General features: G+C 72.2%; 11 protein-coding genes and 2 tRNA genes. 9 read left to right on the top strand and 4 right to left on the bottom strand.

The features are described from left to right. Nucleotides 1–22: 22 nt before the first annotated feature. From ACFVS6_RS42090 to ACFVS6_RS42105, 4 genes are all read left to right on the top strand, one after another. Nucleotides 23–1,912 carry an SPFH domain-containing protein gene (locus tag ACFVS6_RS42090; RefSeq protein WP_389711841.1) on the top strand — a complete coding sequence of 630 codons (1,890 nt, stop codon included), beginning with the start codon at nt 23–25 and terminating at the stop codon, nt 1,910–1,912. Nucleotides 1,913–2,157: 245 nt separating this feature from the next. Then, entirely contained in the window at nt 2,158–2,802 is a 645-nt protein-coding gene (locus ACFVS6_RS42095; RefSeq protein ID WP_389711833.1) for a lytic polysaccharide monooxygenase, read from the top strand. 26 nt (nt 2,803–2,828) lie between these two features. Continuing rightward, complete coding sequence (locus ACFVS6_RS42100) at nt 2,829–4,547, top strand: AMP-binding protein (RefSeq protein WP_389711834.1); 1,719 nt, start codon at nt 2,829–2,831, stop codon at nt 4,545–4,547. Between the two features lie 65 nt (nt 4,548–4,612). Then, nucleotides 4,613–4,686 (top strand) — tRNA-Lys (locus ACFVS6_RS42105). 101 nt (nt 4,687–4,787) lie between these two features. Here the strand turns inward: ACFVS6_RS42105 and ACFVS6_RS42110 are convergent. Next, nucleotides 4,788–5,546 (bottom strand): IclR family transcriptional regulator, encoded by a 759-nt coding sequence (locus ACFVS6_RS42110; protein ID WP_281206459.1) that lies wholly within the window; start codon nt 5,544–5,546, stop codon nt 4,788–4,790. A 242-nt stretch (nt 5,547–5,788) separates the two neighbouring features. On the opposite strand from ACFVS6_RS42110, the gene ACFVS6_RS42115 reads away from it, so the two are divergent. From ACFVS6_RS42115 to ACFVS6_RS42130, 4 genes are all read left to right on the top strand, one after another. Further along, a complete protein-coding gene (locus ACFVS6_RS42115; protein WP_389711835.1) occupies nt 5,789–6,916 on the top strand; it encodes an LLM class flavin-dependent oxidoreductase in 1,128 nt (375 codons plus the stop codon). A 254-nt stretch (nt 6,917–7,170) separates the two neighbouring features. Further along, nucleotides 7,171–8,865: a glycosyl hydrolase family 18 protein gene (locus ACFVS6_RS42120; RefSeq protein WP_281206461.1), complete on the top strand. Its 1,695-nt coding sequence runs from the start codon at nt 7,171–7,173 to the stop codon at nt 8,863–8,865. Between the two features lie 165 nt (nt 8,866–9,030). Further along, nucleotides 9,031–9,879, top strand: coding sequence for a helix-turn-helix domain-containing protein (locus ACFVS6_RS42125; protein ID WP_389711836.1), 849 nt, complete (start codon nt 9,031–9,033; stop codon nt 9,877–9,879). Beyond that, nucleotides 9,839–10,099 carry a DUF397 domain-containing protein gene (locus ACFVS6_RS42130; protein WP_389711837.1) on the top strand — a complete coding sequence of 87 codons (261 nt, stop codon included), beginning with the start codon at nt 9,839–9,841 and terminating at the stop codon, nt 10,097–10,099. The genes ACFVS6_RS42125 and ACFVS6_RS42130 overlap by 41 nt, the downstream gene beginning before the upstream one ends. A gap of 31 nt (nt 10,100–10,130) precedes the next feature. On the opposite strand, the gene ACFVS6_RS42135 is transcribed toward ACFVS6_RS42130, so the two are convergent. After that, nucleotides 10,131–11,999, bottom strand: coding sequence for a putative bifunctional diguanylate cyclase/phosphodiesterase (locus ACFVS6_RS42135; RefSeq protein ID WP_389711838.1), 1,869 nt, complete (start codon nt 11,997–11,999; stop codon nt 10,131–10,133). Between the two features lie 368 nt (nt 12,000–12,367). Between ACFVS6_RS42135 and ACFVS6_RS42140 the strand changes: the two genes are divergently transcribed. After that, nucleotides 12,368–13,603, top strand: coding sequence for a M6 family metalloprotease domain-containing protein (locus ACFVS6_RS42140; protein ID WP_389711839.1), 1,236 nt, complete (start codon nt 12,368–12,370; stop codon nt 13,601–13,603). Between the two features lie 59 nt (nt 13,604–13,662). Here ACFVS6_RS42140 and ACFVS6_RS42145 read toward each other — a convergent pair. Both ACFVS6_RS42145 and ACFVS6_RS42150 read right to left on the bottom strand, forming a co-directional pair. Further along, a tRNA-Lys gene (locus ACFVS6_RS42145) sits at nt 13,663–13,736 on the bottom strand. Beyond that, a complete protein-coding gene (locus ACFVS6_RS42150; protein WP_389711840.1) occupies nt 13,727–14,320 on the bottom strand; it encodes a bifunctional DNA primase/polymerase in 594 nt (197 codons plus the stop codon). Before ACFVS6_RS42150 ends, ACFVS6_RS42145 begins: the two co-directional genes overlap by 10 nt. Nucleotides 14,321–14,477: the final 157 nt, after the last annotated feature.

The raw sequence follows: 14,477 nt of genomic DNA on the forward strand, positions 1-14,477 counted from the left end.
GCCCCATCCGCAGGACGCGGTGGTGGCCGGCGTTCCGGCCGCCCGGCCGGACCCCGCCGAGCCGGAGGCACCGGCCCCGCGCCGGGGCCGGTGGATCGAGGTCCCGACCGCGGGCCGCGGCCTGTCCCTCGCGGCGCCGGAACGGCAGCAGGCCCCGGTCGCCGCGGACCCGGCCGGTCCCGCGGCGCTGCACGACGCCGTCCCGACCGCCCCGGACCCGCGCGGCGGTGCTTCCTCCGGGCTCACGTCCTGGCGGGACGGCGCCCCGGCGGCCTCGGGGCCGCACGGCGCAGGCCCGTCCGGCTCCGCGTCACGGCACGACGACGCGACCCCGGCCGCCGGGGACCCGCTCGGCGAGGGCCCGTCGCATTCCGCGTCGCCGCCGTACGGGACGCCCGCCGCGCCGGAGGCCCGCCACGGGGAGGCCTTCGGCTCCGCGGCGCGCCACGACGCTGCCCCGGACGCTGCGGACCCCCGCGGTGACGTGGGTGACGTACTGGTGGCCACCGCCGACGCGGAGGCGGCGCCGGCCGATCCCGCTCCGGCCCTGGACATCCCCCACCCGGCCCCCGAGTCGGCCCGAAGTCACCCCCAGGGCGAGCTCTGGCCGGCCGAGGCCTCCACCGAGTCCCCGAGGGGGAGCGGGATCCCCGGCCCCGACCGGATTCCCGACCGGATCCCGGGCGGCCCCGACGCCGACGGTGCCGCCGAGCCGGCAACCCCCGCCCCCGCCCCCGACGTCGCGGAACTCGTGGCCCGGGCCGTCGCCCGCGGCATGGACGCGACGCGGGAGGACGACGACACGCAGGACCTGCCCCACGTCCGGCCCCCGCGCGGAGCGGCGGTGACGGAGATCCCCGTACACCTCCCGTTCCGCGCCCACCCGAGCCCGACCCCGGCCCCGACCCCTGCCACCACCGTGACCCCGGCCCCGGCCCCGGCCCCCGAAGCCGCGAGGACCCCCCGGCGCCCCGGCGGCAGCACCCGGCTGCCGGCCGGCCGGCGCGTCCCCCGGGGTGACGACCGGCTCCGCGAGCACCGGGGCCCGGTGCTTCCCGGCTGGTTCGCGCTCGCCGTCGGCGCGCTGGCCATGACCGGCTGCGCGGCCCTGCTGTGGCGGGCGGGCGTCGTCCCGGCCGCCCTCGCGGAGGCCTTCGGGGTGACTCCCCGCCCCTACCGCGGGCTCCGCAGCACGCACTGGCCCCCGCTGGCCTTCCTCGGCATCGTGACCCTCCTCGCGCTGGGCGGTCTCGGACGGGCCAAGGCCGGTCACGCCTGGGTGCTCACCCTCTTCGGGCGCTACCGCGGCACGGTCCGCCGTACCGGCCTGACCTGGGTCAGTCCCCTCCTGCTGCGCCGACGGGTCGACGTGCGCCTGCGGCACTGGCGCAGCGAGCCGATGCCGGCCGTGGATTCGGGCGGCCTGGCCCTGCAGGTGGTCGTCCAGGTCGTCTGGCAGGTCAAGGACACGGCGCGGGCCACCCTCGCTGTCGAGGACCACACCGAGTACCTCGCCGAGCAGGTGGAGTCGGCCATGGCGCGGGTGCTGTCCCAGCTGCCCGCCGACGCCTTCCACGAGGACGCCCCGACTCTGCGCGACGCCGAGGCCGTCGGTGACGCGCTGACCCGGATGCTGGCGGCCGAGACCGAGGCCGTCGGGGTGGAGGTGTTCTCGGCCCAGCCGACGCGGATCGAGTACGCCCCGGAGGTGGCGGAGGCCATGCGGCGCCGCCGCGTCGCCGCGATCGACGCCAAGCACCGGGACAGCGTCCTGACCTCGGTGGTGGACGCGGTGGACGACACCGTCCACCGGCTGACCTCGCGCGGGATCGTCGAGCTGGACGACTACGAGCGCAAGGCCCTGGTGAAGGACCTCACGGTCGCCTTCTACACGGGCCGCGCCGAGCAGTAGCGGCGCGCCCGACCCCGAGAACGAACGACAGGAGCACCAGGAGCACCAGGAGCAGCGAACGCACCGGTCCGGCGCACGGACCGGACCAAAGGGAACGGGTGACCGGTCAGGACCGGACCACCCGTTCTCGCATTGGTATAGACATGGCCAACTCCCGTCAATAATGTGGAACTTGGTCTAGACCTGAAAATCATCCCCACGCGTGCGCACGCTCTCGTCAGATCCCCCCACGACCAAGGAGCATCATGCGTCTCTTCCGCATGCCCACACGCCCCGACCGGTCCGACCGCGCCGTGCGGCCCGGACGCGCCGGGGCCGCCGTGCTCGGCCTCGGCCTCCTCGCCGGCGCGGCCCTGATCACGGCGCCCACCGCGAGCAGCCACGGCTACACCGACACCCCGATCAGTCGGCAGAAGCTCTGCGCCAACAAGACCGTCTCCGACTGCGGGCCCATCCAGTGGGAGCCGCAGAGCGCGGAGGGCCCCAAGGGCTTCCCGGCGCTCGGCCCCTCCGACGGCACGATATGTGCCGCCGGCCACCCCGAGTTCGCGCAGCTCGACAACCCGCGCGGTGGTTCCTGGCCCGCCACGAGCGTGAGCGCCGGGCAGGGGTACAGCTTCCGCTGGCAGTTCACCGCCAACCACGCCACCACCGACATCAAGTACTACGTCACCAAGAACGGCTGGGACCCGACCAGGCCCCTCACCCGCTCCGCGCTGGACCTCCAGCCCTTCCTCACCGTGGCCTACAACGGTGCCCGTCCCGCCATGACCACCGTCCACCAGGGCGCCATGCCGAGCGGCAAGACAGGCCGGCACATGATCCTGGCCGTGTGGACCGTCCACGACACCCCGATGGCCTTCTACTCCTGCTCCGACGTTCAATTCTGACGGAACGTCAGCTAACCTCCGGCGGCATGCGGACGACGACTGCACCCGATGCCCCCCACGCATCCGACGCACCCGGAACCGTCGCGGAACTCGTGGCGCGCGGATGGGGCGACCACCGACCCGGCCTGAAGTTCCGGGACGCCGACGGCCGCCCCACCGCGCTCAGCCACCACCGGACCGCCCGGGAGGCCGCGGCCCGCGCGGCCCTGCTCGTCGACCTGCTGCCGCCGGGGGCGGAGCCCCACATCGGGGTGCTGCTCGACAACACCCCCGAGTTCCCGTTCTGGCTCGGCGCGGCGGCCCTGGCCGGGGCCGCCGTCGCCGGGATCAACCCCACCCGGCGCGGCCCCGAGCTGGCCCGGGACGTCCTGCACACCGACTGTCGGATCCTGGTCACCGAGGCCGCCCACCTGCCGTTGCTGCGCGGCCTCGACCTGCCCGGCGTACGGATCCTGATCACCGGCACCGAGGAGTACGAGGCCCTGCTCGCCCCGTACGCCGGCGCCGCGCCCGGCGACGCGGCCGTGCGCCGCCCGCCCGGCCCCACCGACCGGTTCCTCCTCTACTTCACCTCCGGGTCCACCGGCGCACCCAAGGCCGCCATCTGCACCCAGGGGCGGATCGCCGCCGCCGGACACTCGTTGGCCCGCCACTTCTCGGTCGGACCGGACGACGTCCACTACGTCTGCATGCCGCTGTTCCACGGCAACGCCGTCATCGCCGACTGGTTGCCCGCCCTCGCCGGCGGCGCCTCGGTCGCGCTGCGCCGCCGCTTCTCCGCCTCCGCGTTCCTGGACGACGTACGGGACTACGGCGCGACCTACTTCACCTATGTCGGCCGGGCCGTCCAGTACCTCCTCGCGACCGGCCCCCGCCCCGACGACCGCGAGCACAGCCTGCGCCTCGGCTTCGGCACCGAGGCCGGGGCCGTCGACGCGGCCCGCTTCGCCGACCGGTTCGGGGTCCGGCTCGTCGAGGGCTACGGGGCCACCGAGGGCGGTGCCTCCGTGCAGCGCACCCCCGACACCCCGGCGGGCGCGCTGGGCCGCGCCGGGGCCGGCGACGACCTCGCCGTCATCGACCCGGACACCGGACGGGAATGCCCCGCGGCCCTCCTGGATTCCGACGGTCGTCTCCTGAACGGCGAGGAGGCCATAGGTGAGCTGGTCAACCGGGGTCGCAGCCACTTCGAGGGCTACTGGCGCAACCCCGACGCCGAGGCCGCCCGCACCCGCGAGGGCTGGTACTGGACGGGGGACCTCTTCTTCCGTGACCCCCGGGGCTTCCTGTACTTCGCGGGCCGCACGGACGACCGGCTGCGCGTCGACAGCGAGAACCTCGCCGCCGCGATGATCGAGAACATCCTGGCCCGCTGGGACCCGGCGGCCGCGGTCGCCGTCTACGCCGTCCCGGACGAGGCCGCCGGCGACCAGGTCATGGCCGCCCTGGCGCTGCGCGGGGGAGCGGTCTTCGACCCCGAGACCTTCACCCGCTTCCTCGCCGCGCAGCCGGACCTCGGCACGAAGATGGCCCCCCGCTACCTGCGGATCCTCGACGCGATGCCCGTGACGGCGACGAACAAGGTCCACCGGGTCGCCCTGCGCCGGACGGGGTTCCGCTGCCCCGAACCCGTCTGGTGGCGCCCGCCCGGTGCCCCCGGCTACCGCCCGCTCGGCGCACCTGACCTGCGCACACTGCTCGCCGCGTACGACACCCACGGCCGGCGCGGCCTCCTGGAGCGCTGAGCCGGCCCGCGCGCGGGTAATGGTTTTGAGCACCCTCGGGGAGCAGGTAGTATTTTCTTTGTCAGGCGCCGCTAGCTCAGTTGGTTAGAGCAGCTGACTCTTAATCAGCGGGTCCGGGGTTCGAGTCCCTGGCGGCGCACCTGTACTTCGGGCGGTTTCCGGTTCACCGGGAACCGCCCGAAGTGTTTTCCGGACCCTCGGGGCCCGTGGTAGCCGGTCCCCGGGGCGGGGCCCGGCGCCTCAGAGGGTGAGCGACAGCAGTAGCGGTGCGGCCTTCCGGTTCAGGGTGTCGGCCGCGGCCCGCAGTCGGTGGGCGTGCTCGACGGGAAGCGAGAGGGCCAGGCATCCCACGGCCGCACCGGCGGTGATCGGTACGGCCGCGCAGACGGTGCCGACCGCGTATTCCTGCAGGTCCAGCATGGGCACGGTGGCCGGCTGGCTGTCCAGCTTCGAGAACAGGATCCGCTCGTTCACGATCGTCTTCGAGGTGAGCCGGGCGATCTTGTGTCGCGACAGGTGGTCGCGCCGCCCGTTGAGGTCGAGCTGGGTCAGCAGGCACTTGCCGACCGCGCTGGCGTGCGCCGCGGAACGGAAGTCGACCCATTCGTGCACCTTCGGCGTGCGCGGACTGTCCGCGAACTGGGTGATGCGGACCTCGCCGTCGACGTACCGGCTGATGTACACGGCCGCGCCGACCGAGTCCCGCAGCCGGTCCAGGGTCTCCTGGAGCTTCTCCTGAAGGGCCTGCTGCCGGTCGATCCCGGAGCCGAGCAGGACGAGGGAGTCCCCTATGGCGTAGGCGCCGTCCGACACCTGCAGGACGTACCCCTCCCGGCGCAGCATCAGCAGCATCGGGGCGAGATGGGCTGCGGGCAGGCCTGTCTCACGCGCGATCTGTACGTCGGTCACACCGCCGGTGTGGCGGGCGATCGTTTCGAGTACGCGCAGGGCGTACTGCACCGAGTGGAACGGCGCGGTCGGCTCGGGCTTCAGCGCCACGGTTTCCCCCTACCAGGTTGTTACCGCTTGCTCTACCACGATAGCCATCAAGAGGCCCACGTGGAGCGTGTGTTGATGAGATTGATGGCTTAATCAAGTCCCTCCATCAGGCGCTACTCGTCTGGCATATGCCAGACGCATGCTCGCGTCCCGGTCTGCCGGGAATGCCCGGGGGCACCCGGACCGTTCGATTACTTCGTAGAGCCACCGAACGAGACGAACGGGACGGGACGGGAGCGACGATGAGCGACACCGGGGACGCGGGCCGGCACACGGGCGAGGGACGGGGGGCCGCGGATCCGATCCGCGGGACCGTCCGGGGCGGGGCGCCGGTGCCGCTGTCGGTGCTCGACCTCGTCACCGTCGGCAGCGGCAGCACGGCGACGGCGTCGCTGCGTACCAGCGTGGAGATCGCCCGGCTCGCCGAGTCCCGCGGCTACCACCGCCACTGGGTCGCCGAGCACCACTCCATGCCCGGGGTCGCCAGTTCCTCCCCGGCCGTGATCCTGGCGCACCTCGCCGCCCACACCTCACGCATCCGGCTCGGTTCGGGCGGGGTCATGCTGCCCAACCACGCGCCGCTGACCGTGGCCGAGCAGTTCGGCACCCTTGAGGCCCTCGCCCCCGGCCGCGTCGACCTCGGACTCGGCCGCGCGCCCGGCACCGACCCGCGCACCGCCGCGGCGCTGCGCGGCTCCGGGCGGCTGGACGAGGCCGCCGACGAGTTCCCCCGGCAGCTCGCGGAACTGCTCCGCTTCCTGGACGACGACTTCCCCGACGGGCACCCGTACGCCCGCGTGCACGCCGTCCCCGGCCCGGTGCAGGGGCCCGCCGGGCGCCCGCCGGTCTGGCTGCTCGGCTCCTCCGGCTTCAGCGCCCGCCTCGCGGGCGAGCTCGGCCTGCCCTTCGCGTACGCCCACCACTTCTCGGCCGCCGGCACGCTGCCCGCGCTCGACCTGTACCGGCAGAGCTTCCGGCCCTCGGCCGTCCTGGACGCCCCGTACGCCGTCATCGGCGTCTCGGCGCTCGCCGCCGACACCGAGCAGGAGGCCCGCGCCCAGGTCCTGACCGGCGCGCTGTCGATGCTCAGGCTGCGCAGCGGCCGGCCCGGGCTGGTCCCCACTCCCGAGGAGGCGGCTGCGTACCCCTTCTCCCCGTTGGAGCGGGAGTTCGTCGACGGCTGGCTCGCGAACATCGTCCACGGAGTTCCGGACGAGGTCCGCTCCGGGCTGGACGCGCTGGTGAAGCGGACCGGCGCGGACGAGCTGATGCTGACGGCCAACGCCCACGGCGGGGACGCCCGGTTGCGATCCTACGGGCTCGTCGCAGATGCGTACGGCATGCCGACGGAGGTCTCGATTCCGGCTTGAGCGCCCGAGAACGGGGTTTGGCTGGTTTGTTGCCGAAACCTTGCCGGAGCATGGCCTAAGGGAGTCTTAAACCGCTCGTCACCCGGGGTGGCGAGCGGTTCTTCGTGTGCGCTCAGGTCTCTGACGAGCACATTTGGCCGCTCAGTGGTCTAGTCCTTCTTTGGTCCAAACCATTGACTGGGACGGTCGGTGATCGCTATCACTTCTCTCACCTGAAGCTGATGTCCTCCCCTCCCACCCCCCGGAGGCAGTTCATGCACATCCGTAAACCCCTCATCGCGGCCGCCGCCACGGCCGCGTTGGCAGCCGGAGCGCTGGCCACCTTCGCGGGACTCGGCACCGCGCAGGCCGCGGACACCTCCACCACCGCGAGCAGTGGTGGCGTCCGCATCGCCTACTACGACCAGTGGAGCGTCTACGGCAACGCCTTCTACCCCAAGCACCTCGACACCAGGGGCATAGCGGGGAAGCTGGACGTGATCAATTACTCGTTCGGCAACATCCACCCCACCGACCTCACCTGTTTCGAGGCCAACAAGGCGGCCGGGGACGACAACAACCCGAACGCCGGTGACGGCGCGGGCGACAGCTACGCCGACTACCAGAAGTCCTTCAGCGCGGCCGACAGCGTGGACGGCGTCGCCGACAAGTGGGACCAGCCGATCGTGGGCGTCTTCAACCAGTTCAAGGAACTGAAGGCCAAGTACCCCCACCTGAAGATCAACATTTCGCTGGGCGGCTGGACCTACTCGAAGTTCTTCCACGACGCGGCGAAGACCGACGCCTCCCGCAAGAAGCTGGTCGCCTCCTGCATCAAGCAGTACATCAAGGGCGACCTCCCGGTGGAGGGCGGCTTCGGCGGCCCCGGTACCGCGGCGGGCATCTTCGACGGCATCGACATCGACTGGGAGTACCCGGGCTCCTCCGGCGGCCACCTGGGCAACCACTACGGCCCCGAGGACAAGCAGAACTTCACCCTGCTGCTCCAAGAGTTCCGCAAGCAGCTCGACGCCGAGGGCGCGGCCAACGGCGGAAAGAAGTACCTGCTGACGGCGGCCCTGCCGGCCGGCCAGGACAAGATCAAGTACATCGAGACGGACAAGATCGGCGCGTACCTCGACTACGCGAACATCATGACGTACGACATGCACGGCGCCTGGGACAGCGACGGCCCGACGTACCACCAGTCGCCGCTGTACTCCCCGGCCGGTGACCCGACCGACCCGATCGCCCCGGGCACCCAGAAGTACAGCGTCGACAACGCCATCGACTCCTGGATCGACGGCAACCCGGCCTACGGGATCGCCGGCGGCTTCCCCGCCAACAAGCTGACCCTGGGCTACGAGTTCTACTACCGCGGTTGGAAGGGCGTTCCGGCCGGCGCGAACAACGGTCTCGCCCAGTCGGCCACCGGAGCCTCCAACGTTCGCCCGGTCAGCCAGCAGGCCGGCATCGCCCACTACAAGGAGCTCGGCGGGATCGTCGACAACCCGGCGACCACCTTCTGGGACGAGGGCGCCAAGTCCGCCTACTTCTACAAGGACGGCGAGTTCTTCACCGGCCTGAACCAGAAGGCCATCCAGGCCCGGGTCGACTACGGCAAGCAGCGCGGCCTGGCCGGCGCGATGATGTACTCCCTCCTCGGTCTGGACAACAACACCACCCTGCTGAACCAGATCTCGGACGCCCTCGGCGGCACGACCCAGCCGCCGACCACCCCGCCGACCACGCCTCCCACCACCCCGCCGACGACCCCGCCGACCACGCCTCCGACGACGCCGCCCACCGGCTGCGGTTCCGTCCCGGCCTACGTCGCGGGCACCGTCTACACCGGCGGCACGGAGGTCTCCCACAACGGCCGCAAGTACAAGGCCCAGTGGTGGACCCAGAACGAGGCGCCCGGCACCACCGGTGAATGGGGTGTCTGGAAGGACCTCGGCGCCTGCTGATCTCCCCCCACCCCGCGCCGAGCGCCACCCCGCCCCGCCCCGGATTCCGGGTGCGGGGCGGGGTGTGTCACATGGTTGCCCGGTTTCCCCCATCGGCGCGTGGCGGCGTCGCTACGGTGGGTCGCGTCCGAACCGGACCCACGCATTCATGGGGGTGACCGTCCCGTGGTCCTGACCCGCGACCTCGATCCCAGCGCCTCGCCGCTGGACTACTACGGCTCCGAACTGCGCAGGCTGCGCGAGGCGGCCGGCCTGAAGCAGACGCAGCTGGGCGCCGTCATCTACTGCACCGGCTCCCTGATCGGCCAGGTGGAAACCACCGCCCGCGTCCCGACCCGTGACTTCTCCGAACGGCTGGACGCGGCGCTGGACACGGACGGACACTTCTCCCGCCTGGTGGGGCTGGTCCTCCGCAGTCAGCTGCCGTGCTGGTTCCAGGCGTACGCGGAGATGGAGGCCCGGGCGACGTACATCTCCACGTTCCAGTGCCAGTTGGTGTACGGACTCCTTCAGACGGAGGCCTACGCCCGGGCGGTGCTCGGCGTCGAGAATCCCGACCGGCTCGACGGCTCCGTGGCGGCTCGGCTCGATCGTCAGCGCATTCTCCTGCGGGGCGATCCTCCTGTGCTGTGGGTGGTGTTGGACGAGGCGGCCCTTTACAGGGAGATCGGAGGCCGTCAGGTCATGCACGACCAGCTCGCCCACCTGTTGAGCCTGCGAGAGCGGCAATGGCTGGAGATCCAGGTGCTGCCTTTCAGTGCCGGCCAACATGCAGCAATGATGGGCTCGTTCAACCTTCTGCGCTTCGATGGCGATCCGGATATCCACTACACCGAGAGCTACGATTCCGGCCACATGACCGCCAACCCGCAAGTGATCAAGGAGCGTTCGATCGGCTACGCTCGCCTGCAAGCCGAGGCCCTCTCCCCCCGGGCGTCGGCAGAGCTGATCGCTCGCGTAATGGAGGAACGCTATGGCAAGCATCCAGAACCTGCCGGGCGCGCGGTGGCGTAAGTCGTCCTATAGCGGCTCCAGCGGCGGCGACTGCGTCGAGTGCGCCCCCCTGGGCGGAGTCGACTGGCGCAAGTCCAGCTTCAGCGGCTCCAACGGCGGCGAGTGCGTCGAAGTCGCCCCCCAGCCCTGCCGGGTCGCCGTGCGGGATTCCAAGGACCCCGGGGGTCCCGTCTTCGCCGTGGCTCCCGAGGCGTTCGCCGTCTTCGTGCGGAGCCTCTGACCGTCCGGGCCCGGCGCCCCGCACCCCCTGCTCAGGCCGTGGGATGCGGGGTCGCGGGATGCGGGGCCGCGGCCTGGCGGCCGATCATGCGGGCGATGACGTCCGGGGCCACCGCGCGGGAGTACAGCCAGCCCTGGCCCGTGTCGCAGCCCACGCGCCGCAGCCTCGCGGCCTGACCGGCGGTTTCCACGCACTCCGCGGTGACCGTCAGGCCCAGCCGGTGGGCGAGCTGGACCAGGGCCTCCACGATGGTCTCGTCGGCCGGGTTCGGGTGCGCCCCGTCCTCGTAGCGGAAGCCGTGCACGAAGGAGCCGTCCAGCTTCAGCACCGACACGGGCAGCCGGCTCAGGTACGCCAGGTTCGAGTAGCCGGTGCCGAAGTCGTCGATGGCGATCCGCACGCCCATGTCGCTGAGCGCCTGGAGGGCCTGCAACGGCCGGCCCGCCGAGCCCATCACCGCCGACTCCGTCAGCTCCAGCTGGAGCAGCTGCGGGGCCAACCCCGTCTCGGCGAGGATCTCGGCGACGTCCCCGACCAGGTCGGAGTCCCACACCTGGCGCACCGCCACGTTGACGGACACGAAGACCGGCGCGTCGCTGGGTTGTTCGATCTGCCAGCGCCGGGCCTGCCGGCAGGCGGTCCGCAGGACCCAGCCGCCGAGCTGGACGATCGAGCCGTCCTCCTCGGCGATCCCGATGAACCGATTCGGCGTCAACGTGCCGAACTGCGGGTGGTTCCAGCGGACGAGGGCCTCCACCCCGCGCACGGCGCCGCTCTCCAGATCCACCAACGGCTGGTACTCCAGCTCGAACTCGCCGCGCTCCACCGCGGGTCGCAGCGTCGAGGACAGCGCCTGGCGGGTCATCCGGTGCGCGTTGCGCTCCGGGTCGAAGAGGGTCCAGCGGGCCTTGCCGTCCGCCTTCGCCCAGTACAGCGTCGTGTCGGCGGCCTGCATCAGCCCGGTCGCCGTCGTCCCCTCCGCGTCGCGTTCCACGACGCCGATCGACGCGGACACCGACAGGCGTTGCCCGGCCAGGTCGAACGGCTCCTGCACGGCGGCCAGCACGCTCCGCGCCAGGTCCGTGAGCTGGTCCGTGCCCGTGGAATCCTCGACGAGCAGTGCGAACTCGTCGCCGCCGAGCCGCGCCACCAGGTGCCCGCCGGTGCGGCCGTAGCCGGACTGGTCCGCGCACTGCGTCAGCCGGGCCGCCACGGCCGTCAGCAGCCGGTCCCCGACCCGGTGCCCCAGCGTGTCGTTGACGGCCTTGAAGCCGTCCAGGTCGAGGTAGCACAGCCCGATCCGCCCCGTGCCGCCCTGCCCGTACGCGGAGGCCTCCAGCGCGGCCGAGAGCCGTTCGAAGAACAGCGCCCGGTTCGGCAGCCGCGTCACCGGGTCGTGCATCTGGAGGTGCCGCAGCCGGGCCTGGAGGTCGCGCCGGTCGCTGATGTCGGCGACCGACAACAGGACGTCCTTGGTGCCGGGAACCGGCCCCAGCGTCACCTCCGTCCACAACGAGTGCCCGTCGGGGTGCTTGAGGCGGCGCGTGCAGCGCAGCCGGGCCTGCCGTCCGCGCAACACCTCCTGGTACGCCTGCCAGGTACGGGCCTCGGCCGCCAGGTCCACCAGGTCCGCCGCCGACTGCCCGGTCAGCGCGCGCGGCTCGGCGCCCAGCAGTCCGGCGAGGGCCTGGTTGGCGGCGATGACGTCGCCGTCGCGGCCGACCACGGCCATCGCGAGGTGGGCCGCGTCGAAGGCGGCCCGGTAGTCGAGTGGTTCCGTCGCGAACCGGGCAGGCGCCGCCGCCATGCCGGGTACGGCCGGCACTGCCGGGTGACGCTCCGTAAGGGCCGATCGGATGCTGTCGGCCGCCGAACCGGTCCCCTCTGAGGTTCCGCTCACCGTTGGCTCCCGCAGTGCTCGTGAGTGTCCGTGCAGGAAAGTGTGCCGATCATAGAGGCTGTCGGGAGGCCCTATCCAGCGGCGTCGCCGTACGGAACACGGTCCTTCGCCGCGATGACGTCATGCTGACGCCCCGTCGGACACCACTCCGACCGACCCGGGTCGATCGTTTCTGCGCACCTGTGAACACCCGGGGGTCGCGCTTGATCCCCGGTGATCGGTCGTGACGTTCCGTATGCGTGTGCGTGAACCCCGGGGGTCACCGGCTTGCCGTAGTGCTCACTCGTGTGGGGCACCGGAACAGGGCATTAATAAGACAATCGCCTCAAAGTGGATGAAAGGTCACCAATCCACCACCGGAGGTCGATGTGCCGCGACAGCAGACACCCGGGGGAGTGGACGGCTCCCGCGCCCGAAGTGCGGCGGCGGTCCTCACCTCCATGGCGGCCCTCGCCGCGATGTCGCTGATCGCCGGTCCCGCAGCGGCCGACTCCGAGGCGGGCCCCTGCGCGCTGACCCGCACGGCGGCGCACCACTCGCTCGGACTCGACACCTGGAACCGCGCCTACCCCAAGCCGGAGCGCAGCCTCAACGCGGTCATGGTCTTCCTCTCCTTCCCCGACCACCGCGCCGGCCTCACCCCGGAGGAGCTGACCTCCGACTACTTCCCCGCCACCAGCGACTTCTTCGAGCGGGCCTCGTACGGGCGGTTCCGGCTGGTCCCCCACCCCCAGAAGCGGTGGATCCGGATGCCGAAGGCGTCCACCGAGTACGGGATAAGGCGGGACTGGGCGCCCGAGGACCGGGCGGCCTACCTCCGGGACGCCGTCGCCGTCGCCGACCCGGAGGTGGACTTCAGCGCCTACGACGTCGTCTACTTCGTGGCCGACCCGGAAGCGCCCGGGGTGGACTCCGACGCCACCAAGGTCGTCAACTTCGACCGGCCGCTGACCGCCGACGGCACGCCGCTGCGGCGGATCGTCACCGTCTTCGAGCGGCACCCGCCGGACCGCAACGTCCTCGCCCACGAGACCGGTCACGTCTTCGACCTGCCCGACCTCTACCACCGGCCGTCGGACGGCAAGGGCGACTGGGACACGTACGTCGGGGACTGGGACGTCATGGGCAGCCAGTTCGGCATGGCGCCCGACCTGTTCGCCTGGCACAAGTGGAAGCTGGGCTGGCTGGACCGTACGCAGGTGGACTGCGTACGGTCCGGCTCCTCGATGCACACCCTCCAGCCGCTCGCCCAGGCCCCGGCCCCAGGCAGCACCGGCGGCACCCGGCTCGCGGTGATCCGTACGGGGCCCGGCAGCGCCATCGCCGTCGAGGCGAGGGGTTCCGTGGGCAACGACGGGGAGACCTGCACCGAGGGCGTGCTCGTCTACCGGGTCCGCAACGAGGCGTCCTCGGGCGGCGGCCCCATCGAGGTCCTCGACGCACACCCGCGCACGGAGGCCTGCTGGGACCGCTCCGTGTACCCGCCGCTGGCGGACGCGCCCCTGGAGGTCGGCGAGGCCTTCACCGTGCCGGGGGAGGGCATCACGATCGAGGTCGCCGACCGGACCCGGTCCGGCGCCTACACGGTGAAGATCACCACGTAGGCCGTCGTGCGGAACACGAAGAAGGCCCCCCACTCGCGTGGGGGGCCTTCTTCCGTCTGTGCGCCGCCAGGGACTCGAACCCCGGACCCGCTGATTAAGAGTCAGCTGCTCTAACCAACTGAGCTAGCGGCGCTTGCTGACGTCGTAGACATTAGCATCCTGATCCGCCGAAGGAAAAATCGCCGCCGCACCCCGGGTGGCGTGCAGGAACGCCCACAGCAGGGCGTCCGGGCCGGGCAGCCACGGGAGCCGGGATCCGGGGGCCACGAGCCAGCGGGAGGGGCCGGGTGCGGCGGCCAGCGGGGGCACGGTGACGGCGTCGCCGTGGCCGTGGCAGAGCGGCGCCGGTGCGCCCGGGCTCCACTCCTCCCAGGCGAGCAGGGCCGGCAGCCGCTGGGCCGTCCCCGGGGTGGCGAAGAGCAGCATCCGACCCCGGTGCACGGCGGCCGGGCCGGAGCCGGGACCCCGCTCCCACAGCAGGTCGAGCATCCGACGGCCCAGTACGACCGGGACGTTGACGACGTCGAAGGCGGTCCCGCAGGGCAGCACGGCGGGCGTGGCGGGTCGGGCCTGCCAGGCGACCAGCGTGTGCTCGGGGTGGGCGGACGCGGACGCCAGCCAAGCGGCGCCCTGCGGTGTGACGTGGGTCGCGGACGCGGGGCGTCCGTCCGTGCCGTCGAAGGAGGGGCAACCGGTGGCCGTCGTCAGCGTCGTCATGCCCAAGGTCTACCGGGTGTGATGTGACCATTCCCGGGAGTTACCGAAAACCGGGACGCGGCGGGCGGCGCTGGGGTATGTTGCGCCGCGCATATGCCAGGTGCCTCCGTCGGGCGGGTGGGGGGGCCCCACCCCCCCCCCCGGCGGGGGGCGGTGG

The organism is Streptomyces sp. NPDC057939 (assembly GCF_042887545.1).
GTDB lineage: Bacteria > Actinomycetota > Actinomycetes > Streptomycetales > Streptomycetaceae > Streptomyces.

Excerpts from the sequence above, each read along its gene's own strand:
- ACFVS6_RS42150 (WP_389711840.1), bottom strand. The coding sequence starts at position 14,320 with ATGACGACGCTGACGACGGCCACCGGTTGCCCCTCCTTCGACGGCACG.
- ACFVS6_RS42130 (WP_389711837.1), top strand. The coding sequence starts at position 9,839 with ATGGCAAGCATCCAGAACCTGCCGGGCGCGCGGTGGCGTAAGTCGTCC.
- ACFVS6_RS42100 (WP_389711834.1), top strand. The coding sequence starts at position 2,829 with ATGCGGACGACGACTGCACCCGATGCCCCCCACGCATCCGACGCACCC.
- ACFVS6_RS42095 (WP_389711833.1), top strand. The coding sequence starts at position 2,158 with ATGCGTCTCTTCCGCATGCCCACACGCCCCGACCGGTCCGACCGCGCC.
- ACFVS6_RS42115 (WP_389711835.1), top strand. The coding sequence starts at position 5,789 with ATGAGCGACACCGGGGACGCGGGCCGGCACACGGGCGAGGGACGGGGG.
- ACFVS6_RS42120 (WP_281206461.1), top strand. The coding sequence starts at position 7,171 with ATGCACATCCGTAAACCCCTCATCGCGGCCGCCGCCACGGCCGCGTTG.